Here is a 24,708-nt window from a genome sequence, read left to right as displayed (position 1 = left end):
GCCCTCACGAGGACACACCGTGCATACCCAGGATTTTCCGCAGCTGGCCTCCATTGAGGCCATTGAGCAGGGTTTTGAATCCTTTGGCTACATCTGCAGCCCGAAGATTGCCACTGCCGTCTTTCTGGCCTTCCAGCTGCGCAAGCCGATTCTGGTCGAAGGCCCCCCGGGCGTGGGCAAAACAGAGCTGGCGAAAACCACGGCCATGCTGCTTGATGTGCCCCTGATTCGGCTGCAGTGCTACGAGGGCCTGGACGAAGCCAAGGCACTTTATGAATGGAAATACGGCAAGCAGCTACTGTACACGCAGGTGCTCAAGGAAAAACTCGGGGATCTGTTGCAAGGAGCGCAGGGCCTTGCTGAGTCCGTGGAGCGCCTGCACCAGTTCGGCGACACCTTCTATTCGGAGGAGTTTCTCGAACCCAGACCCCTGCTCAAGGCCATGCAGCAGGAGCGCGGCGCGATACTGCTGATCGATGAAGTCGACAAATCCGACTACGAATTCGAATCGCTGTTGCTGGAAATTCTGTCTGACTATCAGGTATCGATTCCCGAAATCGGTACGGTGCAGGCGCGCGTCACTCCCATGGTTTTTCTCACCAGCAACAATACGCGGGACATCAGTGATGCGCTGAAGCGCCGCTGCCTGCACCTGTACATCCCCTTCCCCAGCGTGGAACTGGAAGAGCGGATCGTGCTCAGCCGGGTGCCGGATATCGACCGGCAACTGCGGCATCAACTGGTTGAATTCGTCCACTCACTGCGCGATCTCGACCTGAAAAAGTCACCGGCCATCTCCGAAACCATCGACTGGGCGCGCAGCCTGCTGCTATTGCATGCCCGGGAGCTGGATGCTCAGGTGATTCAAAGCACCCTCAATGTGCTGCTCAAATTCGAAGACGACATCAACACAGCTGAAAGTGCGCTGCGCGAGCTGCTGCCGCGGCCCGCGCATGGCTGAGCACGCGCTGTCCAGCGCCATGCAGAGTCACCTGGTCAATTTCATTGGCCTGCTGCGCAGCCACGATGTTCGCATTTCACCAGCGGAAACACTGGATGCCATGAACGTGGCCGCAACACTCGGCTACGCCCAGCGCGATCGGCTGCGCGATGGCCTGGCCGCGGCACTGGCAAAAACGCCAGCAGAGGAAGCCATTTTCCAGCATTGTTTTGGCCGCTTCTTCGACCAGCAGCTGGCCGACTTCAGCAGCACCCGGGAAGAGCGCGCCAACCAGGCCGGCGAGCAGGAAGCAGCGTCCGGCCCGGAAGCCACGAGCGTGCCAAAAGGCGCTGCCGACCACAGTGCCGAGCAGCTACTGGAAACGGCTGCACAGACTGACAGCGACTTGCAGGCGTTGCTGACAACTCCGCTATTGCAACAGCTACAGGACAACGACAGCGCCGCGCTCAACCTGGCAATGGGCGAGGCGGCGGCCAGCGTCGGGCTGAGCCAGATTCGCATGTTCACCCAGAAAGGCCAGTTCACGCGCCGTATGCTGGATGCCATGGGTGAAGATCAACTGCGCCGGACCCTGGCCCGCCTGGAACAGGAAGACAGCCCCGCGCTGGAGCCGTTGCGCCGCTACCGGGACATCCTCCGCGAACAGGTCCGCGACTATGTGGAGCGACAATACCTGTTACAGGCGGAGGGCGAAAATGCCCGCTTCATGGATGAGCTGCTGCGCCGCACCCGGCTCAGCAACCTGGAGCTGCGCTACCAACATCGGGTGCAGGAGCTGGTGCAGAGAATGGCGCGCAAACTGGCCGAACGCCATGCGCGCAAACGGCGCACCTACCGCCGCGGCAAGCTGGACATGGGCCGCACCCTGCGCCGCGGTATCGCCAACGACGGCATCCTGTTCCATACTCACTGGAAGCGGACCCGGAAAAACAAACCGCAGCTGCTGGCGATCTGCGATGTCAGTGGCTCGGTGGCGGCCTACGCCAAGTTCCTGCTGCTGTTTCTCTACAGCTTGCAGGATGTGCTGCCGAAGGTGCGCAGCTTCGCATTCTCCAGCCACCTCGGCGAAGTGAGCGAGCTGTTTGCGCAACACCCGGTGGACAAGGCTATAGAGCTGGTCAACTGGCGCTATGGGGGGGCGACCGATTACGGCAAGAGCCTGCAGGACTTCGCCCGTTTGGCGCTGGATGACATCAACAGCAGCACCACCGTGATCATGCTCGGTGATGCAAGGAATAACCACGGCGATCCGCAACTGGACATCATGCGCAGCATCTACCAGCGCAGCCGCCGGGTCATCTGGCTAAACCCCGAGTCGCGCAGGGCCTGGGGCACGGGTGACTCGGAAATGCCGCGCTACCTGAGCGCCTGTCATTTTGCTGCGGAGTGCAATAACCTGACGCAGCTGGAGCGCATTGTGGACCAACTGCTGAAAATGAATCGGTAGGGTGAACATGAGTTATCACTGCAGGCAATGCAGCTATCGGGGGCACCGGTTGGACGAGCGCGGCTACTGCCCCGCCTGCGGCTCACCGGACATCCACATCGGCGGCAAGGCTCCGGCGAAGGCGCCACCCAAGCCACGCAAACGACAACTGGTGCTGGTCGTTGCGCTGTGGGCGATTTTTGCCGGGCTGCTGGTATCCAAGCTGATGTCCTGACAGCAGCGCTGCGGCCCGCCCTAGAATATGGAGGGCGGTTCGTCCTCTTCTTCCTGGCCTTCCAGGCTGAGCTTGAACGCGCCACCTGAATCGCGCTGCTGCCCCTCGCGGGCGAACTTGATCTTCAGGCGCACATTGTTGGGGGAGTCGGCGTTGCGCAGCGCTTCATCCTCGGAAATCAGCCCCTCCTGGAAGAGTTCCAGCAGGGCGCTGTCGAAGGTTTTCATCCCTTGGTTCTCGGACTTCGCCATCACCTCTTTGATGCCGTCGATCTCGCCCTTGAGAATCAGGTCAGCCACCATCGGCGTGCCCAGCAGAATCTCGATCGCGGCACAGCGCTTGCCGTCCACGGTGGGAATCAGGCGCTGGGAGACAAAGGCCTGCAGGTTCAGTGACAGGTCCATCAGCAGCTGCTGGCGCTTGGCCTCGGGGAAGAAGTTGATAATACGGTCCAGCGCCTGGTTGGCGTTGTTGGCGTGCAAGGTGGATATACACAGGTGGCCGGTTTCGGCGAAGGCGATGGCGTGCTCCATGGTTTCGCGGTCGCGGATTTCACCAATCAGAATCACGTCCGGCGCCTGACGCAGGGTGTTCTTCAGGGCGTTGTGCCAGTTGCGCGTGTCGACGCCGACCTCGCGCTGGTTGACGATGGATTTCTTGTGATTGTGCACATACTCCACCGGATCTTCGATGGTCACGATGTGACCGGCGCTGTTGCTGTTGCGGTAGTCGATGAGCGCGGCCAGCGATGTCGACTTGCCCGACCCGGTCGCGCCGACAAACAGCACGAGGCCACGTTTGCGCATGACAACCTCGGTCAGGCTTTCGGGGAGTCGCAGGTCTTTCCAGTGGGGAATTTCGGCCACGATATTCCGCGCGACAATGCTGACCTCATTGCGCTGCATGAAAATATTGATGCGGAAGCGACCGAACCCCGACAGCGATAGCGCCAGATTCATCTCCAGCTCCTGCGCGAAGTCCGCCTGCTGTGTGGCATCCATCAGCTCGCAGGCGATTTCGCGAATCTCACCGGGCTTGAGCGTCTCCCGCGCAATGGGACGCAGTTTGCCCTGGAATTTTGCACAGGGCGGTGCCCCGGTACTCAGGTAGAGGTCGGAGCCCTGCTCTTTCGCCAGTGTCTTGAGCCATTCTGCAATACGCACGCTGTACTATCCCCCGGAACATCCGCCGCGCGACCGGCAGAACCATCCATCAACCCCGCCTTCCGCTCAGGCGAAGCATCACTCTAGCATCCCGCACGCATTCGACAAGCACAGGCTGCGGGTCAACGGCTCATGCGTGCGCTCGGCCTGCCCCAGTGCTTCGGCACTGTTTACGGTCGCGCTGCGCAGGGCGACGTCGCCCCAGTGGCGCCGGCGAACACCGCTAAAACCGGTCCCTGACCGTGAACAGGATCTGGGGGCTGCTGACGGTATCGTCACGCATAAAGGGGAATGCGACATCCACGTGTACCACCGAGCTCTTTTCGGCGCGGCTGGAATTCAGCCGCAGGCCAAACCCCGCATTCGCCAGCACCCCGCCGTTGGCGCCGTTATCTTCGCCCTCGAACCAGGCACGCCCGACATCGATAAAGGCTGCCAGGCCCACCTGAAACAGGCGAAACGGATGCCAGTCGGAGTAATAGCGTTGCTCCAGATTCCACACAAAGCCGCGATCCCCCGTCTGGTAGAAGAGATCATAGCCGCGCAGACCGTTGTCACCCCCCAGGGTCAGCTGACGTTCCCCGGTCAGACCATCGGCCACGTCGAAGCGCAGGCGGCTGAACAACACCCACTGTCGGGATTGCTTGTGATGATAGCGGGTCTCGCTGCTCCACAGCAGGTTCTCAAAACCGCTGCCATCCACGCCGAGAAAACCGCTGACGCTGCTGTCGACCTGCCAGAGGCGGCGCGCGTCGACCAGCAGCGTGTTGGCATAGCTGCCGCGCAGTACCAGCTGGTCACGGCTTGCCCCCAGCGTATCGGCGGACCAGCCCAGCGCCCAGGAGTAGCGCTCACCGACGTACACATCCTCGGTGCGGCCAAGATAGTTGAAGTTATGCAGTTCCACGAACTGGTCTTCGGTGGACTCGTAACCGATGTAGGGATAGCTGTATTCCCTATCCTCCGGCAGGGTATCTGGGGGCAGCGCGGAATCACTGAATGCGAAGCTGTGGGTTTCCAGGGTGTAGCCAAACAACCAGCGCCCCACACGACCATGATCCCCGCTGTCTGCGGCGATGCCACCAAACACATTGGCAAATTCGATCTCGTGGTCAAACTCGTTCTGCTCATCACCGCGAAACCAGAGTGTCTCCTCCAGCTTGGAGCGATTCAGGTTGGCGCCCGCCGACCACCGTTCGTACACGGAAAAGAACGGCCGAACGAGACTTACACCCTGTTCATAGCCATCGTCGTTATCGGCGATCGAGAGACGCAGCCGCCAGCGTGAACCGGCAAGCGCGGGGTCGAAATAGCGCACGGTGGTGCCGGCGCGCTCTTCATCGCTATCGCGCTGTACCACCACCTGCTTGCCGGTCCCCAGGAAGTTTGCATCGCGAAAACCGAAGGCGAAGGTGTTTTCACCACCGCGTCGGGACACGGAAAGCATGGGGGTAAAGGTCCAGATGTCCCTGGTAATGACTTCGAGGTCCACGACCTCGCCACACACCCGCCAGGGCCGCACCCGGGCGTCGTAGATGAAGCCAAGGTTGCGCAGGATGCGCTCTGATTCCGCGACACGCGGGGCGCTGTAGGCTTCGCCGGGCGCCACCAGCAGATGATCCTCGATGACCCAGTGCCGGGTCACGCTGTGAAAGTCGTTGGCCCAGCGATAGAGCGCATTGTCTTCCCGGGGGTCCTCGGCATCGAACACGGCAAAACGCCGCTGGCGGATAGTGCCGATGCGCGCGCCCGCCGGTATCGTGGCCAGAAACGCCTCCATCTGTGGCACCGGTTCGAAGCGAAAGCTCGCTGAATCGCTCTGCTGCGGGGCCTGCCTGCAGGCAGGCTCAGCACCTTGCCCGTGCGCGTTGCCGGCGACAAATGCCAATAACAGGCACCCGCGCCAGAGCGCCTGGCACGGCACACGCAGGCAAGTGGCGATGTCGACGCGGCATATCATGATTGCAGGATAGCCACAAAGTTCGCGCAACAACAATGCCCAACCGGGCTTTCGCCCACATCGCAGTGCAATCTGTACTCGCCTTGCAATGGCGGCTACACTTTCACGCGCCCCGGCGGCGGGACACAATCCCGGCGTGCCCCCAGCCACCACAAGGAGTTCCTTTTGACCCCTCATTTGCAAAGCCAATTGCAGACCCTGGCCGGGCCCGGCTACGCTGACCTGCTACGGCGCATCCAGCGCGGCCTGGAAAAAGAAAGCCTGCGCATCACGCCGGAGGGCCGCCTCGCCCAGACAGCGCACCCCACCGGCCTCGGGTCGGCACTCACCCATGCCTCGATCACCACCGACTACTCTGAAGCGTTGATGGAATTCATCACACCCGTGGATACGGGCATCGAAGAAAGTCTGGAGACACTGGCGGACATTCACCGCTTCACCTACAGCCAGCTGGGTGATGAGCTGCTCTGGGCGACCAGCATGCCCTGCGTCGTCAACGGGGACGACAGCATACCCGTCGCCGAGTATGGCAGCGCCAACGTGGCGCGCATGAAAAAGGTCTACCGCTACGGCCTCGGCCACCGCTACGGCCGCCTGATGCAGACCATCGCCGGTATTCACTACAACTTTTCTCTGCCAGCGGACTACTGGCAGCGCGCCTGGGATGATGCCGGCAATCCCGGCACCCTGCAGGACTACGTCACAGAGCGCTACCTGGGCCTGATACGCAATTTCCACCGCCACTCCTGGTTGCTGATCTACCTGTTCGGCGCGTCGCCCGCGGTGTGCGCCAGCTTCCTGCGCGATCGTGACACCCAGGGCCTGGAACCCTTCGACGCAACCGGCCGCACCCTGCATCGCCCCTGGGGCACCGCCCTGCGCATGGGCGACCTCGGCTACAACAGCGAGGCGCAGAAGGGCCTCAATGTCTGCTACAACTCACTGGACAATTACGTGCTGGCACTGCGGGATGCCATCATGCACCCGCACCCCCCGTATCAGGCCTTTCCTGCCGGCCAGAATGGCGACTACCAGCAGCTCAACGACAGCCTGCTGCAGATCGAGAACGAGTTCTACAGCACCATCCGGCCCAAGCGGGTCACCCAGCCCGGCGAGGCGCCGCTGGCGGCACTGCGCCGCGCCGGTATCGAATATGTCGAGATCCGCTGTATCGATGTCAGCCCCTTCACACCGGTGGGTATAGACGCCAGCCAGATCCGTTTCCTCGACACGTTCCTGCTGCACTGCCTGCTGGAGGACAGCCCGGCCTGTGACGATACGGAACGCGCACTACAGGCTGCCAACCTCAGCACCGTAGTCAACCGCGGCAGGGAACCCGGGCTTCGGCTGCGCACCCCTGTGGGTGATGCCTCCCTCGAAGAGCTGGCCGGCGAGCTGCTGGGCGGCATGACGGGGATCGCCGAGCTGCTGGATAACGCTCACGCCAGCGAAAGCTACCGCGCCGCACTGGCGGCACAACAGGCCAAAGTGCAGGACAGTGCGCTCACACCCTCCGCGCGCGTACTCGCGGAGATGCGGGACCGCGATCTACCGTTCTTCCGCCTGGCGATGGCCTACAGTGAACACTGGGCACGGCACTTCCGCGAACAGGCGCTGTCAGATACCTGCCGCCAGCGTTTCGAGCAGGAAACCCGGCAATCACTGGCGGCGCAACAGCAACTTGAAGCCGGCGACGAGCTGACTTTCGAGGAATACCTGGCGCGCTTCTTTGGCCAGTACCGAACACTGTTCTAGAATGACGGCACCGGCCGCACAAGGATTTACACCCATGCTCGCACTGCTCACTCCACGCCTGGTCTACTTCGGCCTGGCCGCACTGGCACTGTGTGCCATGCTGTTTGCCTGGTATCTGGAATACCAGGTGGGGCTCAACCCCTGCCCCCTGTGCATGACCCAGCGCGTGTTTGTCATCGCCGGTGGCGTAGTCGCCCTGCTGGCTGCACTGCACAATCCGCGCACCTGGGGCCGGCGTGTGTACGGCGCACTGTGCGCCCTGGTGGCCATCGGTGGTGGTGCCGTGGCAGCGCGTCATGTCTGGCTGCAGCACCTGCCGCCGGACCAGGTACCCGCCTGCGGACCCAGCCTGGAATATATGCTGGAAACCCTGCCTTTCAAGGACACCCTGAGCATGGTGCTCATGGGCGACGGCAATTGTGCGGAAACCCACTGGACACTGCTGGGATTGAGCATTCCGGAGCAGACCCTGTTGCTGTTCATCGCGATTACCGCCGCCAGCCTCTGGCAGACACTGCGGCGCAGCTGACCCACCGCGGCCCGTGCTGCTTGCGGGAGGCATGGGCCTGTGCCTATAGTTGGCGCACTCATCACTCGCAACGCAAGAGCACATCGCATGCCACAGCGCAATCAAAACCCCGCCGAACAGTTTCATACGGTGGAATCCCTTCTCACCAACTGGCTCAGCGAACGCCGTGCCGTACTCGCGCGCTACACCGCTCTGGTGGTGGCGAGTGATGACCTGCCCGGCTCGGCATCCATTACCCAGCGCCAACGTCAGCTGTGCGAACTGCTGGTGGACTATGTCTCAGTGGGCCATTTCGAGGTCTATAACGAGTTGCTACACGAAGCGGAAGCCTTCGGCGACGACGGCAGCGCGCTGGCTGCCAAACTCATCGGGGACATTGCGGACACAACCGATGTGATTCTTGCCTATGAGCAGAAATACGGCAGTGGGGATCAATACCCCGAAACGCTGGTCAGGGACCTGTCTGCCCTGGGGGAACTGCTGGAGTCTCGCTTTGTACTGGAAGACCGGCTAATCGCCGGCCTTCACAGCAATCACCGGCGCCAGATGCAGGAGGCGCCGGAGGGTACAGGCTGATCAGCCTTCGGTGCCTTCCGCAGCAGGGTCCGTGGCGTCATCAGCCGCCTCGGTAACGGACACCAGCTCCACTTCAAACACCAGTGCCGCGTTCGGGCCGATCAGGTTACCGGCACCACCGGGACCATAGGCCAGATCCGCCGGAATGAACAGCTTCCACTTCGCACCCGGTGACATCAGCTGCAGCGCTTCGGTCCAGCCCGCGATAACCTGGCTTACCCCAAAGCTGACGGTCTCGCCGCGCTTGTAGGACGAGTCGAATTCAGTGCCATCAACCAGCGTGCCACGGTAGTGAACTTCCACGGTATCTTCGGCATTCGGGCTCGCGCCTTCGCCGGCTTCAATGACTTCGTATTGCAGGCCGGATTCGGTAACCACAACGCCTTCGCGCGTCGCGTTCTCTGCGAGAAAGGCCTCGGAGGCCGCCAGGTTTGCTTCACCCGCAGCAGCGATCGCCGCCTGCTGTTCAGCCATGGCACGCTCCTGGTACGCCTGCATCTCAGTCTGGATTTCTTCCTGGGTCATGCGCGGCTCGGCACCTTCCATGGCGTCGCGCAGACCGGCGCTGAACGCATCAACGTCCATGGGCACACCATCTGCGGCCATGCGCTGGCCCAACCCGAAGGCGATGCCATAGCTCAGGCGCTCGTTGCTGTCTTCCAGCGTTACAGTCGCAGCGCTATCTACCGCCTCGGGGGCAGACTGCTGATTACAGGCCTGCAAGGTCACAGTAGCAACCAGGGCAAGCGGCAATGCGTATTTCTTCATAATGGATTCCAAGAGTCAGATAAATGGACATGCGGAAAAACCGACAGGCGGCAGATCATACTACCGCGAGCCACCACTATGCCACCCCCGACCCCGCGAGCAGCCGCGCCAGCCGCTGCAGCAGGGCATTCCGCGCAGCCGGCGCCAGATTTCCGGTGGGTAGCAGGCGCGCCAGCACCGCGGTCAGTTCCACTACCGGCCGGGCCGCCGGCACACACTCAGCGTGCTGCTCATGCCAGGCCCACATCGCCGCCTGCTGTGCCTGCTCCGCTGCCAGCTCCAGCGTCTTGACCTGTTCCCGGAGCTGCTCCGCCCCGGGCAGCGCTCGCCAGTCGCGACGCAGGCTACGCAGCGGCGAGACCACGCGTTGCCGCCACTCTGCCACACGGGCCTCCAGCGCCGGCCATTGCTCTGCCGGCAGGTTGAGGCCGTTGTTTGATAACCAGGCTGCATACATCAGCAGGTTTACATCCGCCCCGCACAGGTCTTGCGCTGCGAGGCAGGCCTCGGCAACACCGGGTTGCTCATAATGATGCAAGGAAAACACCCACAGCGGATTATTCATCACGGCCCCGGCTGGTGAGAGAAACGGGCTGCGCGTAGAATGCGCGTCCCTATGATCATACTACGCGACATCGAACTGCGGCGCGGCAGCAAGTTGCTGCTCGAACGTGCCAACGCGACACTGCAACCGGGGCAGAAGCTGGCCCTGATCGGTGCCAATGGCAGTGGCAAATCCAGCCTGTTCGCCATGTTGCTGGGTACGCTGCAAGCTGATGGCGGCGATATCGAAGGCATGAACAACCTGCGACTCGCGCACATGGCCCAGGAAGTGGCTACCACACAGGAGACCGCGGGGCGCTACGTGCTGCAAGGTAACGCCGAACTCGCCACCCTGTGTGCGGAGCTTGAAGCGGCCGAGAAGGCCGGCGACTTCCAGCGCGCCGCAGCATTGCACAGCGCCATGGATGAAGCCGACGGCTACAGCGCGGCCAGCCACGTACAGCGGCTGCTACAGGGCCTGGGCTTTGCACCCGGAGCCGAGGCGCGCCCGGTCAGCGACTTTTCCGGGGGCTGGCGCATCCGCCTGAACCTGGCGCGCGCCCTCATGACGCCCTCGGACATGCTACTGCTGGACGAGCCCACCAACCACCTGGACCTCGATGCAACGCTGTGGCTGGAGCAGTGGCTGCAGGCCTACCCCGGCACGCTGCTCATGATCTCCCACGACCGGGATTTTATCGATGCCACCTGCGAACGCATTCTCAGCATTGAAAGCCAGCAGCTGCAGACCTGGAAGGGCAATTACTCCGACTACGAGCGCCTGCGTGCGGAAATGCTTGCCAATCAGCAGGCCAGCTTTGAGAAACAGCAGCAACGCATCGCACACATCGAAGACTTCGTGCGCCGCTTCCGCTACAAGGCGACGAAGGCGCGCCAGGCACAAAGCCGGCTGAAGGAGCTGGAGCGCATGCAGCAACTGGCGCCTGCGCACATCGACTCGCCGTTCAATTTTGCCTTCCCGGCGGCCGGCAAGAGCAGCGACCCCCTGTTGCGCCTGGATGAGGCGCAGCTGGGCTATGCGGGCGCGCCGGTACTCAGCAACGTTACCCTGGTCCTGCGCCCAGGTTCACGCATTGGCCTGCTGGGCAAGAATGGCGCCGGCAAATCAACCCTGCTGAAGAGCCTGATTGGCCGCCTGCCACTGCTCAATGGCACACGCCAGGCCGGCGAACACTGCCGCACCGGCTATTTCGACCAGCAACAGCTGGAAGCGCTGGACCTGACCGCCAGCGCCGCGCTGCATGTACAGCGCCTCAGCCCCGAGGCAAGAGAACAGGAGATTCTCAACTTCCTCGGTGGCTTCAACTTTCGCGGGGACAGCGCCACACAGCCCATCGCCCCCTTCTCCGGCGGTGAAAAAGCCCGCCTGGCACTGGCGTTGGTCGTCTGGCAGCGGCCCAATCTGCTGGTGCTGGACGAGCCCACCAACCACCTCGACCTCGACATGCGCAACGCCATGGAAATGGCCCTGCAGGGCTATGAAGGCGCGCTGATTCTGGTCAGCCACGACCGCCACCTGCTGCGCAACACGGCGGATGAATTGCTGCTGGTGCACGATGGTGTGGTAGAGGACTACGACGATGACCTGCGCGCCTATGAAAAATGGGTCCTTGCCAGCTATCGTTCCGGTGATGCACCCACCGCGAGTGTGCCGGCTGCCACGGAGGCATCAGCCAAAGAGCGGCGTCAGCAGGCGGCGGCCCAGCGCGAGCGGCTGCGCCCCCTGCAGCGCGAAATCACACAGACCGAAAAAGCCATGGGGCAGGCTGAGCAGGCGTTGCAAGCACTACAGGCACGCCTTGCCGACCCCGCGCTCTACGAGGGCGACAGCGCCGGCGAGGTGGCGGAACTGGTGAAACAGGAAGGCGCGCTGCAAGCGGAACAGGCCCGGCTGGAAGAGTTGTGGCTGGCGCAGCAGGAAGAGCTGGAAGCCATCACTCCCCCGAAATGACACGCTGACACAGCGCGAGTTTGGCGTTGCGTGGCAGGCGTTTTATCGCCGCCTCACGGCGCTGGGCTGCCCCACGATTCTCTGCCGGCTCCCACCAGAGCAGCTGCACCGGACGCCGGCCACGGGTATACCGGGGCCCACCACTGCGCTCACCGTTATGCTGCGCAAGCCGGCGCTGCACGTCGACGGTAACGCCGGTATAGAGGCTGCCATCAACGCACTGCAGCAGATAAACCACCCACGACGTCACCGGCGCACATTCCGCATCAGGTGATATAAGGTCATAACGAAAAACTCCTACCCGCCGGTTGTACGCGCATGACCCAATGGTATCATTGCGCCTCTATGACAGGCGGTGAACCACAGCACACAGGCTGTCGTAACAACGCCAACGTAACTGGAGAGCACCATGAGCGAACATATCGTACACGTCAGCGATGCGAGTTTTGACGCCGACGTCCTCAATGCCGACCTGCCGGTACTGGTTGATTTCTGGGCAGAGTGGTGCGGCCCCTGCAAGATGATTGCACCGGTGCTTGATGAAATTGCCACCGAGTACGCCGGCAAACTCAAGGTGTGCAAGGTCGATGTTGACGCCAACCCCGACATTCCGCCCAAGTTTGGCATCCGTGGCATTCCCACCCTGATCCTGTTCAAGGGCGGTAGCGCGGAGGCGACCAAGGTCGGCGCCCTGTCCAAGAGCCAGCTCGTGGACTTCATCAAGGAAGCCATCTAGGCCGCCCCGCCCCGCGGCTTGCCACACCGTAACCCGCCCCAGGGCCTACGGCGTGGCGAGCCGCAAAAAACCTAGACGCCTCCCACCCAGCGTGCTACATTCTTGTTCGTTGCACGGCCCCGTGCCGCGATAATAACTCTGCCACCCAACGACTTAACGCTGCATTCTTGTTGCCTCTGTCCGGCCTCCCGGCAGCGCGCCCGTTTGCATAGATCATCTTCCCCGAACAACAACTCAGCGCTCCTCTATGAATCTAACTGACCTTAAAACCAAATCCACGCAGGAACTGATTGATATTGCGAAGGAAATAGGCCTGGACAATATGGCCCGGTCCCGCAAGCAGGACATCATTTTTGCCATTCTGAAGCGTCACGCCAAAAGTGGCGAAGATATCTCAGGCGACGGTGTACTGGAAATCCTGCAGGATGGCTTCGGTTTCCTGCGCTCCTCCGACAGTTCCTATCTCGCCGGGCCCGACGATATCTACGTATCGCCCAGCCAGATTCGCCGCTTCAACCTGCGCACCGGCGACAGCATTTCCGGCAAGATACGCCCCCCGAAAGACAGCGAACGTTACTTCGCGCTGCTCAAGGTCAGCGAGATCAACTTCAACCGCCCGGAAAACGCCAAGCACAAGATTCTGTTTGAAAACCTGACGCCGCTGTTCGCCGACAAGCGCCTGATGCTGGAAAAAGGCAATGGCAGCAGCGAGGACCTGATCGGCCGCGTAATCGACCTCGTCGCCCCCATCGGCAAGGGCCAGCGCGGCCTGCTGGTGGCACCGCCGAAAGCGGGTAAAACGGTGATCATGCAGAGCATCGCGCAGGCGATCCTGACCAACAACCCCGAGTGCTACATCATTGTGCTGCTGATTGATGAGCGCCCGGAAGAAGTGACCGATATGCAGCGCACCGTCGGCGTGCGCGGCGCGGAAGTGGTTGCCTCCACCTTCGACGAACCACCCTCACGCCACGTGCAGGTTGCCGATATGGTGATCGAGAAAGCCAAACGGCTGGTGGAACACAAGCGCGACGTGGTGATTCTGCTCGACTCCATCACGCGCCTGGCGCGCGCCTACAACACCGTGGTGCCCAGCTCCGGCAAGGTGCTCACCGGCGGTGTAGATGCCCACGCACTGGAACGCCCCAAGCGTTTCTTCGGCGCGGCGCGCAATATCGAAGAAGGCGGCAGCCTGTCCATCATCGCCACCGCGCTGGTCGACACCGGTTCAAAGATGGACGAAGTGATCTACGAGGAGTTCAAGGGCACCGGCAACATGGAACTGCACCTGGACCGCAAGATTGCCGAGAAGCGCGTCTATCCCGCCATCAACATCCGCCGTTCCGGCACACGCCGTGAGGAGTTGCTTACCGGCGAGGAAGAGCTGCAACGCATGTGGATTCTGCGCAAGCTGCTGCACAGCATGGAAGATGGCCCGGCTATCGAATTCCTGCTCGACAAGCTCAGGGATACCAAGACCAACGATGAATTCTTCATGTCCATGAAACGTAAATAGCGTTGTTGCGGAGCCGGCAGGAGCCGGCTTCGCAACACGCTATACTGTCCCCTCGCCCGCAACACCCGCCAGGACAGCCTGTGAACTACAAAGACCTTCGCGACTTCATTGCGGTACTGGAACAACGCGGTGAACTGGTACGTATTCGCCACGAAGTGGACCCCAACCTTGAAATGACCGAGATCGCCGACCGCACCTTGCGCGCCGGTGGCCCCGCACTGCTGTTCGAGAACCCGAAAGGCAGCCGCATTCCGGTGCTGGCCAACCTGTTCGGCACACAAACGCGCGTGGCCCTGGGCATGGGCGCGGAGAATGTGCAGGCCCTGCGCGAGATCGGGGAAATCCTGGCCTACCTGCGTCAACCCGACCCGCCCAAGGGGCTGCGCGATGCCTGGGAGAAAGCGCCGCTGCTGAAGCAGGTCATGAATATGGGGCCCAAGGTGGTACGCAATGCGCCGTGCCAGTTCCACGCCAAAAGTGGCGACGATGTGGACCTCTACCAGCTCCCCATACAGACCTGCTGGCCGGGCGATGCGGGCCCGCTGGTCACCTGGCCGCTGGTCATCACCCGCGGGCCCAACAAGACGCGGCAGAATCTCGGCATCTATCGCATGCAGCTTATCGGCCGCAACAAGCTGATCCTGCGCTGGCTGTCACATCGGGGCGGCGCCCTGGACTATCGCGACTGGCAGCTGCAGCACCCCGGCCAGCGCTATCCGGTTGCCATCGCCCTGGGGGCAGACCCCGCCACGACGCTGGGTGCCGTTACCCCGGTGCCGGACAGCTTGTCCGAGTACGCCTTCGCCGGATTGCTGCGCGGCGCCAAAACTGAACTCGCCGAGTGCTATACCGCAGGTTGCCGCGATCACGGGCTGCAGGTTCCGGCCAGCGCCGAGATCATCCTGGAAGGTTATCTGGAGCCGGGCGAAATGGCCGATGAGGGCCCCTTCGGCGATCACACGGGCTACTACAATGAAGTCGAGCGCTTCCCGGTATTCACCGTGGAAGCCATCACGCACCGCGAAGACCCGATTTACCACAGCACCTATACCGGCCGGCCGCCGGACGAGCCCGCCATTCTCGGCCTGGCGCTGAACGAAGTCTTCGTGCCTATCCTGCAAAAACAGTTCCCGGAAATCGTCGACTTTTACCTGCCACCCGAGGGTTGCTCCTACCGAATGGCAATTGTCACCATGCGCAAGGAGTACCCGGGGCACGCCAAGCGCGTGATGCTGGGCGTGTGGTCATTCCTGCGCCAGTTCATGTACACGAAGTTTGTGATTGTCACCGACGAGGACGTCAATGCCCGCGACTGGCAGGATGTGATCTGGGCCATGACCACCCGTATGGATCCGCAACGCGACAGCGTGTTCATCGAAAACACACCCATCGACTACCTGGACTTTGCCTCGCCGGTGGCCGGCCTGGGTTCAAAAGTCGGCTTTGATGCGACCAACAAATGGCCGGGCGAAACCACCCGCGAGTGGGGCAGCCCCATCGTCATGAGCAGCGAGGTCAAGGCGCGAGTGGATACGCTGTGGGACGAACTGCGCATTGACCTGCCGCTGCAGGGCAAGCCGCGCTAGCGCAGCGCCTACGGGGCGGCGAGCGCGGGTGCGCGCTGCTTCGGCTGCGGCAGCAACGGCAGGCTTTTTTCACGCAGCAAGAGACCTTCACGGAAGTACGTAGCGCTCTCCCGATCTTCGCCCAGAGCGGCCAGCAATCGACCCAACTCCGCGCACACTTCTGCCGTGCGCCGCTGTCGGTAGCTGCCTTCAAAGTAGTCTCTCGCCTTGCCCCACAGCTCGTGACGACAGGCCAGCCGCCCCAGGGTCAGCAACAACTGATGATCGCGCGGGTGGTCTACCAGCCAGGCTTCAGCCTGGGCCAGCTGGCGTCCGGCATCCGGCAACTCCACGTAACCAAACAGGCGCGCCAGATCGGCGTCCCAGTCCTGCTTCAGTGCGCGCTGGATCACCTTGGCCGCCCCACTGGCATCGCCAGCATGAATCAAAGCGCCCACATAGTTGCGCAGAATCACCTTGTCCTGGCGCAGCGCCGTGGGGGTTGCCTGCCAGCGCTGATGCAGCGCGGCCGGGACATCGCCGGACTCTGCCGTGGCGCAATGCTCCAACAGCCGGATATGCACCGTGCGCTCCAACTCCAGCAATGCAGGCTCATCCAGTACGGCGTGCTTGCGTAACTCCGGCAACAGCTTGAGCAGCGCGTCCCAGTCCTCCAGTCCGAAATACGCCTTGTGCAGCAGCTTCAGCACGTACGGGTGGCGACCTGCATTGCGCCCCGCCCGCTCCAGCGTGGCCACCGCCTGTTCATACTGCCCACCCTGCAGCTTCAACTCGGCCTGGGTAAGCTCCACCGCGATACCGGCATCCGACCCCGCCTGCTCCGCCACACCCAGGTACTCGCGCATTTTGTCCGGCTCGCTCAACTGAAAGCTGGCGCGGGCAGCGATGAGATAGTTGAGCAGCGGAACCTCGCTGTGTTCGGCACCGCCAATCAGCTGGCGCCGCGCACGCTCCCAGTTGCCCTCGATAAAGTTGATCAGCCCGCGGTGGGTGAGCCGGGCCGCGCGGCGCGTCTTGCGCTGGCCCAGCCAACCGGCGATGGAGCGCTGGCCGGAAAACAGCTTCCGCAGCAGGCCGATCGCCGCGTACAGCAGCACTGCGAGTAGCGCCAGCAGTACCAGCCCCACCCACAGGCTGGTCTCCACGGTGTAATGCCCGTAAGCCACCAGCACATAACCGGGCTGGTTTTCGATCAGCGCAACGACCCCGACCCCCAGCAAAAGCGCGAGCAGCGCCACCATCAACAGCCCACGCATGACTATTGCGCTCCGTCGCGCTGCAGGCGCGGCTCGGTGTAGGTCTTCAGCGCCGCCAGCGATGCAGAGATGTCCGGCAGAGGCACGGCAATGACCTCATCGGAAAGAGCCTCCAGTTCGTTTGCCGCGGCACTAGCCGCCGCCTCGTCCGCCAGGAAAAACTCGGTCAGCCAGCGTTGGGCGCGCTGCAGGCTCGCCTCGTAGAGCGGCTGATTACCCGACAACAGCGCCACCTGTGCCTGCTGCAACAGCATGACCAGATTCTGGCGCAGCAGGCCTTCCCACTGCGGATCCACCAGCGCCTCGACCGGCACCTCGCGGCGGCGCACCACAATGTATTTGGACAAGGTCGCCAGCGCCTGCTGATAGCCCTGCTGCAGGCGCTGTTGCCAGGTGTCAGCCGCTGCTGCCTCGGGGCCGTAAGTCCGCTCCGGCAGCTCGAAAATCACCAGCCCGGCCACCTGGTCGACCAGCGCTCCGAGACGCAGGTACAAACCCTCAACATCCAGCTCCGGCAGCGCGCGCAATGCCGCGAGGTCCTCCGCCACAGCACGACGCACCGGGTGCAGCGCCGTACTGTCGAGCTGGCGCAGAATACCGTCCGCGCTTTGCAGCAAGCGCCGCGCCGACACCGCATCCCCGGCCATGATCAGCCGCTGGTTGGCGAGCCGCAACAGGTACTCAACCTCGGCCAACAGCCAACTGTCGCGATCGCCACCGCGCAGTTGCGCGAGCTCCGCGCGCTGCTCTGCCAGGCGCGTTTCCAGGGCCTGCAGCCGGGAAGCCTGCTCCTGCACCGACGCGGCCTGACGCTGCAACTGTGGCTGTACCGTGTTCAGGCGCTGCTCCAGCGTATCCTGCACGCTGCGTTCAAGCGCGCGCAGCTCGGCACGAATCTCCGCATCGTCCGCGGCGACCACCTGGGCACTGTGATCAACCTCCTCCAGTTCCACCAGACGCTGCAGCACCGCGGCTTCCCGCGACTGTGCCTGCAGCACCAGCCAAGCGGCCGCTGCGCCAAGACCAAGCACCAGCAACAGGGCGAACCAGGCGACTGCGCCGCCGCTGCGCGCCCGGGGAGCCGCTTCCGACTGGAATGCGGGCTGCTCGGTCGCCGGCTCAGGCGTGGTGTCTGGCTCCCCCCGGGGTGGCTCGGCTGCCGCTGAGGTAGATGATTCGGTCAGGTCTTTTTCTTCACTCACTTCTTCTCTCCCTTCGCCGGGCTCCAGTGCTCCAGGGCGCGCAACATGGCACCGTCGGAGGCATTGTCCGCAACCAGACAATGCTGGAATCCCGCTGCCATCGCCGCATCCGCAACGCGCCGCGAGGGCAATAGCAAGGTGACTCCCCGTAACTTAGTGGTTTCTTCGGGGCTAAGCAACGCCAACATCGTGTTCAGGCCGTCACCGCTGCTGATGCAGATCACCTCGATCTGCCAATCGGCCAGCGCTGTGGCAAGAGCACCCGGCGCCATGGCCGGCCTGACGCGCCGGTAGCAGGCGAGCGTTTCGACATGAGCGCCGCGCCGGCTGAGCTCCTGCCGCAGCGTGTCGCGTCCACCCTGCCCCTTGACGATCAACACCCGCTCCCCAGCACAGTCGCGCAGTCCGGGCAGGTTCAGCAAACCCTCGCTGGTCATATTCTCGCCGGGTGTTTCAGCCACAATATCGAACCCGCCGAGCGCACGGGCAGTCCCATCACCCACCGCGTACCACTGCAGGCCCTGTGGCAATTGCGGCCAGTAGCCCTCAATGATTGGCATACCAAACCCGACCGCGTTGGCACTGACAAAAATGACATGCTGCACACGATCGAGCGCCTGTACACGAAGCCGCTCGGCGACGGGCAGGGGCGTCAGGGGCTGCAGCTGTAGAAAGGGAAGGTGGTGCGCGGTGAACCCACGCGCCGCCAGCGCAGAACACAGCTGCTCGCCCTGCCCGGCGGGACGGGTGACCAGCACCGATCTAGCGACCATAGACCTCGGCCAGAATCGCGCCCGCGCCCTGCTCCAGTAGATCTTCCGCCACGGTAATGCCCAGCGCCTCCGCCTCGGCAACCGGCGCCCGGGCCTCGGCGCGCAGCAGCAGGCCGCCATCCGGCCGTCCCACCAGGCCGCGCAGCCACAGCGTTTTATCGCCCGACTCCAGTTCCGCGTAGCAGGCGATCGGCACCTGGCAGCCACCCTCCAGGCGACGATTCAGCGCACGCTCCGCTGTCACTCGCAGCGCCGTGGGCACATTGTGTAACGGTTGCAGCAACGTCAGCAGCTCCTGGTCACTGCTGCGCAGCTCAATGCCCACGGCACCCTGCCCGCCGGCGGGAAGTGACTCGGCCACGGGCATGCGCTGCCGAATGCGCCCATCCATCTGCAGACGCAGCAGCCCGGCGGTCGCGAGGATAATAGCGTCGTACTCTCCCGCATCCAGTTTGCGCAACCGCGTATTCACATTGCCGCGCAGAAAGCGCACCTCAAGATCGGGCCGCGCGGCCCGCAGCTGGCACTCCCGACGCAGGCTGGAAGTACCGACAATGCTGCCGGGCGGCAGCGCAGCGACAGACTCATAGTGGTTGCTGACGAAGGCATCCCGGGGATCCTCGCGCGCACAGATCACACCGAGGCAGAGGCCCTCAGGGAATTCCATCGGTACATCCTTCATCGAGTGCACGGCGATATCCGCGCTGCCATCGAGCAGCGCGGTTTCCAGCTCTTTCACGAACAGCCCCTTGCCGCCCACTTTGGCCAGCGGAACATCCAGCAGCTGGTCGCCGCGGGAGGTCATGCCCAGCAGCTGTACGTCAAGGCCCGGATGGGTTTGTTGCAAGGCGTCGCGAACAAACTCGGCCTGCCACAGGGCGAGCGGGCTTTCTCGGGTAGCGATGGTAATAGTACGGGGCATGAACAGGTTCCTGCAGGACGAGCGGCGATGATACCAGCCACGTCCTGCTGCTGCGACTTTGCCTGGCCACCGGCAGGGCGCTGAAGGGCGCGGGTTCAGCCCTGCTGTAACCGTGCCTTCACGGCCGCCAGGTGACGGCGGCTGACCTGCGGTCGCAGGTCCACGCCATCCAGCTCGACCGACCAGCCAACTTCCGTATCGCGGCGCAGGCGCTGGATGTGGCGCCGGGCTACCAGGGCGTTGCGATGCACACGCAGGAACTCTGCGGCGAACTCCTGCTCCAGATCCTTCAACGCGTCCTGAATCAGCAGTTCACGCCCGGGAGCGACTGCCGTCACGTACTTCTGCTCCGCGATAAAACAGCGCACATCAGCGATCGGCAATGTCTCCAGGCCGCGGTGCCCCTGGCTGCTCACCTGGGAGCGGCCCGCGGGCTCACCGTCAGACAACGCGGCCAGCTGCACCCGGTTAACCCGCCCGGCCGTGGCCAGCGCCCGAGCGAGCTCCGACTCACGCACGGGCTTCAGCAGGTAGGCCACGGCCTGGTGACGCAGGGCCTCCAGCGCATATTCATCGTACGCGGTGCAAAAAATCACCGCGGGCGGTGCCGGCAGGCGGTCCATGGCGGCCGCCACTTCGATACCATCCATGCCGGGCATGCGCACATCCAGCAACACCAGCGCGGGATCTTCCTTCGCCAACAGCGCCAGTGCGGCCTCCCCCGAATCCGCCTCAATCACACACGCTTCGGGGCGCAGCCGCTGCAGCAGTCGACGCAGGCGCTCGCGCGCCAAAGGCTCGTCATCGACCAGCAGGACTTTCACACCAGGGCCTCCGCCGGGTAGCGCAATGCCACCCGAAAGCGCCCGCTTTCCGCCCATTGGTGCAAACTTGCTGCCTCCCCGTAGAGCGCCAGCAGACGCTGCTCGATATTGGTCAATGCCATGCGCTCACCGCGGCTGGCAGCGGGCGGCTCTGGCCGCGGGTTTTCGATCACCACCTGCACCTCCCCGTTCTCAGCCGCCACAGCAACACGCACAACCCCTCCTCCCGGCAACAAAGATATGCCGTGATACACCGCGTTTTCCACCAGCGGCTGCAGGATGAGGCTGGGCATGGGTAGTGCGCCTACGCCCTCAGCCACCTGCCACTCCACCTGCAGGCGATCGCCGAGGCGCAGGCGCTCGATGCCAAGGTACAGCTCGCAGCGACGCACCTCCTCGGCGACGGTGTCACCCGGTCCGGAATGACGCAAGCTGGCGCGAAACAGCTCTGCCAGATCTTCGACGGCGGCCTCGGCGCGCTCAGGATGCGAGGCAATGAGACTGGCAATACTATTCAGGGTGTTGAACAGGAAGTGCGGGCGGATACGCGCCTGCAACGAATCAATGCGGGCCTGCAGTTCGGAACGCTCGCGCAGGGTCAGCTGCTGCTGCAGGTAGAAATAACGCAGGGCGATGCCGGTCACCAGTGCGGCGACCAGCGTGTTGCGCAACACCCACCAGCGGTCGTCAGCATCCGCCAGCAGCGCCGGGTAAAACCGCAAAATCAACTCACTGGACAGACCCGTGACCATCACCACGAGCAGCAGGCTACCCGCCGCCGCCAGCCACAGACTGTGGCGTGAAAACCAGCCGCGCAACAGGCACAGCGCCACGGCGCTCGCCAGCACCAGCCACTGCACCAGTACCGAGCCGGTCGCCAGCACCGTCCAGTCGAAGCGCGGCAGACTACTGACTGCCAGGGTGTACATCAGCACCATGAGCTCGGCGAGCAGAACCAGGAACAGCAGCGCACGCGGTGCACAGAGGTCCGGAATGAAGAACGCGCCCGAGGCCTGCGCTTGCGCCGCCAGCTGTTGCTCCCCCGCATCCTGCATGTGCACCAACCCTCGTCCACCCCGGTGGTATACTTGCACCCAAGCGCGACCGGCACAAGCGCCAGAACGCCAGCCATGGCCTGCAGCGGGCCCCCAACCAGATACGGATCAACATGAGCAAGCAGACAGACACCAACACTCTCTGGGGCGGCCGCTTCGCCGAACCCACCGATCAATTCGTGCAGCGCTTTACCGCATCGGTTCAGTTCGACCAGCGCATGGCGCAGGAAGATATCCAGGGCTCGCGTGCCCACGCCGACATGCTCTGCGCGGTGGGCGTGCTCACCGCAGAGGAGCGCGAACAGATCCAGGCCGGGCTCGACCAGGTCGAGGCGGAGATTGCCCGGGGCGACTTCAGCTGGTCTATCGAGCGCGAAGACGTACACATGAATATTGAGGCGCGCCTGACCGAGCTGATCGGCAATACCGGCAAGAAACTGCACACTGGCCGTTCGCGCAACGACCAGGTTGCCACCGACATTCGCCTGCACCTGCGTGCAGCGATTGACCTCATCGCGGCGGAGCTCACCCGCCTGCAGCGCGGTACCATTGAGCTCGCCGCTGACCAGTGCAACACCATCATGCCGGGCTTCACCCACCTGCAAACCGCACAACCGGTGGTGTTCGGCCATCACCTGCTGGCCTGGAACGAGATGCTGGAGCGCGATTACGGCCGGCTTATGGACTGCCGCGCGCGTCTGAACCAGTCGCCGCTGGGTGCCGCCGCCCTCGCGGGCACCACCTACCCGATCGACCGCGATATGACCGCGCGCGCCCTGGGCTTCGACCGCCCCACCGCCAACTCGCTGGATTCGGTGTCGGACCGCGACTTCGCCATCGAATTCTGCAGCTTTGCCGCGCTGCTCATGACCCATCTGTCGCGCATGTCCGAGGAGCTGGTGCTGTGGACATCGGCCCAGTTCAACTTCATTGAACTGCCGGACCGCTTCTGCACCGGTTCATCCATCATGCCGCAGAAGAAAAACCCGGATGTGCCCGAACTGGTGCGGGGCAAGGTGGGCCGGGTCAATGGGCACCTGATCTCCCTGCTCACTCTGATGAAAAGCCAGCCGCTGGCCTACAACAAGGACAACCAGGAGGACAAGGAGCCGCTGTTCGACACGATCGATACGGTGCTGGGCAGCCTGCGCGCCTTCGCCGACATGGTCCCCGCCATCCGGCCCCGCAGCGAGCAGATGCGCGAAGCGGCACGCCGTGGGTTTTCCACCGCCACGGACCTCGCCGACTATCTGGTGCGCAAGGGCCTGCCTTTTCGCGATGCCCACGAAGTGGTGGGCAAGGCCGTCGCCCACGGTGTGGCCAGCGGCGCCGACCTGGCGGAGATGTCACTTGCCACACTGCAGGGCTTCCACGCGGACATCGCCGCGGATGTGTTCGATGTGCTGACCCTGGAGGGGTCCGTCGCCGCGCGCGACCACCTGGGAGGCACCGCGCCGCGTCAGGTGCAGGCCGCGGCCGGCACTGCCCTGCAGCGTCTCGACGCACGGCCAGCGTAAGCGCAGCAGCGTTGCCTGCCCCGGCGCAGCCGACAGCGCGTCAGGGCGTAAAGCGCAGGCTGGCCTGAAAGGTGACGTCCGGTGCGGTCTCTACGCGGATATCTTCGATAAACCCGGCCTCCAGCGCCCAGCGGGGGCTCACTTGCCAGCGCGCGCCTACATTCAACAGCAGTGCCGCGGCGCCCAACGCCGTCAAATCACTCTGCAAAGGCGCTGACTGGGCATCAATCTGGGCCAGCAAGGTCACGCGCTCATGCACCGCCCAGCCGGCACCCACCCCGGCAAACCAGAGGTCGCGTTCCTGCACGGCCTGCAGGCCCGCAATCTGGCCCGCGCGCAAATAGCCGGCCTGACCGAACAGTTGCCCGCGACTCCCGGCTGGCGCCCAGCTGGCCCGTAGCACCGCGAACGCATCTTCCGCACCGCTGCCGAGGAGCTCGCGTTCTTCTCCCGTCGCCAGCTTGTAACCGAGCCCCGCGCTCACCTGCCACTCGCTGTCATCGACGAGTGCGCGGTGCAGCGCGAGCGTGACATCACCCGCCCCCGAGGCACTGTCGCGCAGTGACAGTGACGCAGAGGAGATCTGGTAGCGAAAATCCAGCTGGTCCCGGGGCACAGTATCGCGGCCGCCATCCGGCATTCCCCACAGGCTGTGCCAGCCGTCGATCAGCGCATCGAGTGAGCCACCGCTGTGGCTCAGCCAGGGCAGCTCCATCTGGAACTCCCAGCCCGGCGCAAAGGCATAGCGCCATTCGAGGGCGAAACGGTGGGTTTCACCATCCAGACGCAGCGCCTCCAACGCTGAGGCATCAAAGACGGCGTGACTGGCCAGAGCGCCGTGCGCAGCGAATGCCACTTCACCCGTGGACAGCAGCGCCGCGCTGCGCGCCGAGGGTATACCGAAAAGGCCAGCCACCGGCGTCAGGTTCTTGCCGTAGAGGGGCTCAACGGCCTGCGCGGCGCGGCCCAGCAACAGCGACAGGACGAGCAGGCCGCAGCCGATGAACTGCCGTATCGATAACAGCGGGGGAACTGTGACGCGCACGCGTGGGCCCTCATTGAGGATTCAAAGCTGGCTGCGCCTTGCGACGAAGCATGGGACTGGAATCCTGCCATGATCCCGCGTGCAATTCGACCCTCTATCGCACAAGAACGCGGCGACCCTCACGCTCGACACACGGTTGCCTGCGCATGCCAGGCAACGCAGAATCCGGCGTCAATTCGGGTATACTGCGCGCTTTTCCCAGCGGAATCCTTGTTATGCTTCACACGCGCCTCCACTGGCTGCTCGCCCTGGCGCTACTGGCGGGCTGCGGGCAAACAGGCCCACTGCAGCTGCCGCCCCCGGACGCCGCCAGCGTTCCGGCAGCGCCCGCCGTTGGTGCGCCGCCGGCTGGCACAACACCTTCTTCCGCAACCGACTGAGTACGCAG

General features: G+C 63.5%; 24 protein-coding genes. 12 read left to right on the top strand and 12 right to left on the bottom strand.

Going from position 1 to position 24,708, the window contains the following annotated elements:
• The first annotated feature begins 19 nt into the window (after nucleotides 1-19).
• From G533_RS0109565 to G533_RS21375, 3 genes are read left to right on the top strand one after another with little or no spacing between them, the layout of a single operon-like run.
• On the top strand, nucleotides 20-961 hold the full coding sequence (locus G533_RS0109565; RefSeq protein WP_027949765.1) for an AAA family ATPase: 942 nt from the start codon (nucleotides 20-22) through the stop codon (nucleotides 959-961).
• Entirely contained in the window at nucleotides 954-2,408 is a 1,455-nt protein-coding gene (locus G533_RS0109560; protein ID WP_240472412.1) for a vWA domain-containing protein, read from the top strand. Before G533_RS0109565 ends, G533_RS0109560 begins: the two co-directional genes overlap by 8 nt.
• A 7-nt stretch (nucleotides 2,409-2,415) precedes the next feature.
• Complete coding sequence (locus tag G533_RS21375) at nucleotides 2,416-2,622, top strand: hydrogenase maturation nickel metallochaperone HypA (protein WP_144079840.1); 207 nt, start codon at nucleotides 2,416-2,418, stop codon at nucleotides 2,620-2,622.
• Nucleotides 2,623-2,642: 20 nt separating this feature from the next.
• Here the strand turns inward: G533_RS21375 and G533_RS21370 are convergent, their stop codons facing one another.
• Nucleotides 2,643-3,785, bottom strand: coding sequence for a PilT/PilU family type 4a pilus ATPase (locus tag G533_RS21370; RefSeq protein ID WP_035527422.1), 1,143 nt, complete (start codon nucleotides 3,783-3,785; stop codon nucleotides 2,643-2,645).
• Between the two features lie 223 nt (nucleotides 3,786-4,008).
• Complete coding sequence (locus tag G533_RS0109545) at nucleotides 4,009-5,745, bottom strand: ShlB/FhaC/HecB family hemolysin secretion/activation protein (RefSeq protein WP_027949763.1); 1,737 nt, start codon at nucleotides 5,743-5,745, stop codon at nucleotides 4,009-4,011.
• A 165-nt stretch (nucleotides 5,746-5,910) separates the two neighbouring features.
• Between G533_RS0109545 and gshA the strand changes: the two genes are divergently transcribed.
• The 3 genes from gshA to G533_RS0109530 all read left to right on the top strand — a co-directional run bounded on the left by gshA (nucleotide 5,911) and on the right by G533_RS0109530 (nucleotide 8,605).
• Nucleotides 5,911-7,500: a glutamate--cysteine ligase gene (gene gshA / locus G533_RS0109540; protein WP_240472411.1), complete on the top strand. Its 1,590-nt coding sequence runs from the start codon at nucleotides 5,911-5,913 to the stop codon at nucleotides 7,498-7,500.
• A gap of 34 nt (nucleotides 7,501-7,534) precedes the next feature.
• Nucleotides 7,535-8,029 carry a disulfide bond formation protein B gene (locus G533_RS0109535; protein ID WP_027949761.1) on the top strand — a complete coding sequence of 165 codons (495 nt, stop codon included), beginning with the start codon at nucleotides 7,535-7,537 and terminating at the stop codon, nucleotides 8,027-8,029.
• Nucleotides 8,030-8,116: 87 nt separating this feature from the next.
• Nucleotides 8,117-8,605 carry an Rsd/AlgQ family anti-sigma factor gene (locus tag G533_RS0109530; protein WP_027949760.1) on the top strand — a complete coding sequence of 163 codons (489 nt, stop codon included), beginning with the start codon at nucleotides 8,117-8,119 and terminating at the stop codon, nucleotides 8,603-8,605.
• Here G533_RS0109530 and G533_RS21365 read toward each other — a convergent pair whose 3' ends face one another.
• Both G533_RS21365 and G533_RS23475 read right to left on the bottom strand, forming a co-directional pair.
• The gene (locus tag G533_RS21365) at nucleotides 8,606-9,373 is read right to left on the bottom strand and encodes a BamJ family beta-barrel-assembly machinery protein (RefSeq protein ID WP_035527419.1); all 768 of its coding nucleotides are present in this window, start codon (nucleotides 9,371-9,373) and stop codon (nucleotides 8,606-8,608) included.
• Nucleotides 9,374-9,449: 76 nt separating this feature from the next.
• Entirely contained in the window at nucleotides 9,450-9,938 is a 489-nt protein-coding gene (locus tag G533_RS23475; RefSeq protein WP_051230162.1) for a TIGR02444 family protein, read from the bottom strand.
• A 51-nt stretch (nucleotides 9,939-9,989) separates the two neighbouring features.
• On the opposite strand from G533_RS23475, the gene G533_RS0109515 reads away from it, so the two are divergent.
• The gene (locus tag G533_RS0109515; protein WP_027949759.1) at nucleotides 9,990-11,888 is read left to right on the top strand and encodes an ABC-F family ATP-binding cassette domain-containing protein; all 1,899 of its coding nucleotides are present in this window, start codon (nucleotides 9,990-9,992) and stop codon (nucleotides 11,886-11,888) included.
• Here the strand turns inward: G533_RS0109515 and G533_RS0109510 are convergent.
• Nucleotides 11,872-12,138, bottom strand: coding sequence for a GIY-YIG nuclease family protein (locus tag G533_RS0109510; protein WP_027949758.1), 267 nt, complete (start codon nucleotides 12,136-12,138; stop codon nucleotides 11,872-11,874). The genes G533_RS0109515 and G533_RS0109510 overlap by 17 nt on opposite strands.
• 159 nt (nucleotides 12,139-12,297) lie before the next feature.
• On the opposite strand from G533_RS0109510, the gene trxA reads away from it, so the two are divergent.
• From trxA to ubiD, 3 genes are all read left to right on the top strand, one after another.
• A complete protein-coding gene (trxA, locus tag G533_RS0109505) occupies nucleotides 12,298-12,624 on the top strand; it encodes a thioredoxin TrxA (protein WP_027949757.1) in 327 nt (108 codons plus the stop codon).
• 247 nt (nucleotides 12,625-12,871) lie between these two features.
• The gene (gene rho / locus G533_RS0109500; RefSeq protein ID WP_027949756.1) at nucleotides 12,872-14,140 is read left to right on the top strand and encodes a transcription termination factor Rho; all 1,269 of its coding nucleotides are present in this window, start codon (nucleotides 12,872-12,874) and stop codon (nucleotides 14,138-14,140) included.
• An 80-nt stretch (nucleotides 14,141-14,220) separates the two neighbouring features.
• Nucleotides 14,221-15,726, top strand: a complete 1,506-nt coding sequence (ubiD, locus tag G533_RS0109495) for a 4-hydroxy-3-polyprenylbenzoate decarboxylase (RefSeq protein WP_027949755.1) — start codon at nucleotides 14,221-14,223, stop codon at nucleotides 15,724-15,726.
• Between the two features lie 8 nt (nucleotides 15,727-15,734).
• Here the strand turns inward: ubiD and G533_RS0109490 are convergent, their stop codons facing one another.
• From G533_RS0109490 to G533_RS21345, 6 genes are all read right to left on the bottom strand, one after another.
• A complete protein-coding gene (locus G533_RS0109490) occupies nucleotides 15,735-16,982 on the bottom strand; it encodes a heme biosynthesis HemY N-terminal domain-containing protein (RefSeq protein WP_027949754.1) in 1,248 nt (415 codons plus the stop codon).
• Nucleotides 16,983-16,984: 2 nt separating this feature from the next.
• Entirely contained in the window at nucleotides 16,985-18,184 is a 1,200-nt protein-coding gene (locus G533_RS21355) for a uroporphyrinogen-III C-methyltransferase (protein WP_051230161.1), read from the bottom strand.
• The gene (locus G533_RS21350) at nucleotides 18,181-18,957 is read right to left on the bottom strand and encodes a uroporphyrinogen-III synthase (protein ID WP_051230160.1); all 777 of its coding nucleotides are present in this window, start codon (nucleotides 18,955-18,957) and stop codon (nucleotides 18,181-18,183) included. Before G533_RS21350 ends, G533_RS21355 begins: the two co-directional genes overlap by 4 nt.
• Nucleotides 18,947-19,879 (bottom strand): hydroxymethylbilane synthase, encoded by a 933-nt coding sequence (gene hemC / locus G533_RS0109475; protein ID WP_027949753.1) that lies wholly within the window; start codon nucleotides 19,877-19,879, stop codon nucleotides 18,947-18,949. Before hemC ends, G533_RS21350 begins: the two co-directional genes overlap by 11 nt.
• Before the next feature lie 95 nt (nucleotides 19,880-19,974).
• Entirely contained in the window at nucleotides 19,975-20,703 is a 729-nt protein-coding gene (locus G533_RS0109470) for a LytR/AlgR family response regulator transcription factor (protein ID WP_027949752.1), read from the bottom strand.
• Complete coding sequence (locus G533_RS21345) at nucleotides 20,700-21,758, bottom strand: sensor histidine kinase (RefSeq protein WP_035527414.1); 1,059 nt, start codon at nucleotides 21,756-21,758, stop codon at nucleotides 20,700-20,702. Before G533_RS21345 ends, G533_RS0109470 begins: the two co-directional genes overlap by 4 nt.
• Nucleotides 21,759-21,871: 113 nt before the next feature.
• Between G533_RS21345 and argH the strand changes: the two genes are divergently transcribed.
• Complete coding sequence (argH, locus tag G533_RS0109460) at nucleotides 21,872-23,275, top strand: argininosuccinate lyase (RefSeq protein ID WP_027949751.1); 1,404 nt, start codon at nucleotides 21,872-21,874, stop codon at nucleotides 23,273-23,275.
• Nucleotides 23,276-23,315: 40 nt separating this feature from the next.
• On the opposite strand, the gene G533_RS0109455 is transcribed toward argH, so the two are convergent.
• Complete coding sequence (locus G533_RS0109455; RefSeq protein WP_027949750.1) at nucleotides 23,316-24,320, bottom strand: DUF3187 family protein; 1,005 nt, start codon at nucleotides 24,318-24,320, stop codon at nucleotides 23,316-23,318.
• 215 nt (nucleotides 24,321-24,535) lie between these two features.
• On the opposite strand from G533_RS0109455, the gene lptM reads away from it, so the two are divergent.
• Nucleotides 24,536-24,700: an LPS translocon maturation chaperone LptM gene (gene lptM, locus G533_RS24920; RefSeq protein ID WP_169515390.1), complete on the top strand. Its 165-nt coding sequence runs from the start codon at nucleotides 24,536-24,538 to the stop codon at nucleotides 24,698-24,700.
• Nucleotides 24,701-24,708: the final 8 nt, after the last annotated feature.

The sequence above is a fragment of the Haliea salexigens DSM 19537 genome, from assembly GCF_000423125.1.
Lineage (GTDB): Bacteria > Pseudomonadota > Gammaproteobacteria > Pseudomonadales > Halieaceae > Haliea > Haliea salexigens.
The sequence above is the reverse complement of the archived record's forward strand: the minus strand, read 5'-3'. Positions and strand labels throughout refer to the sequence as shown.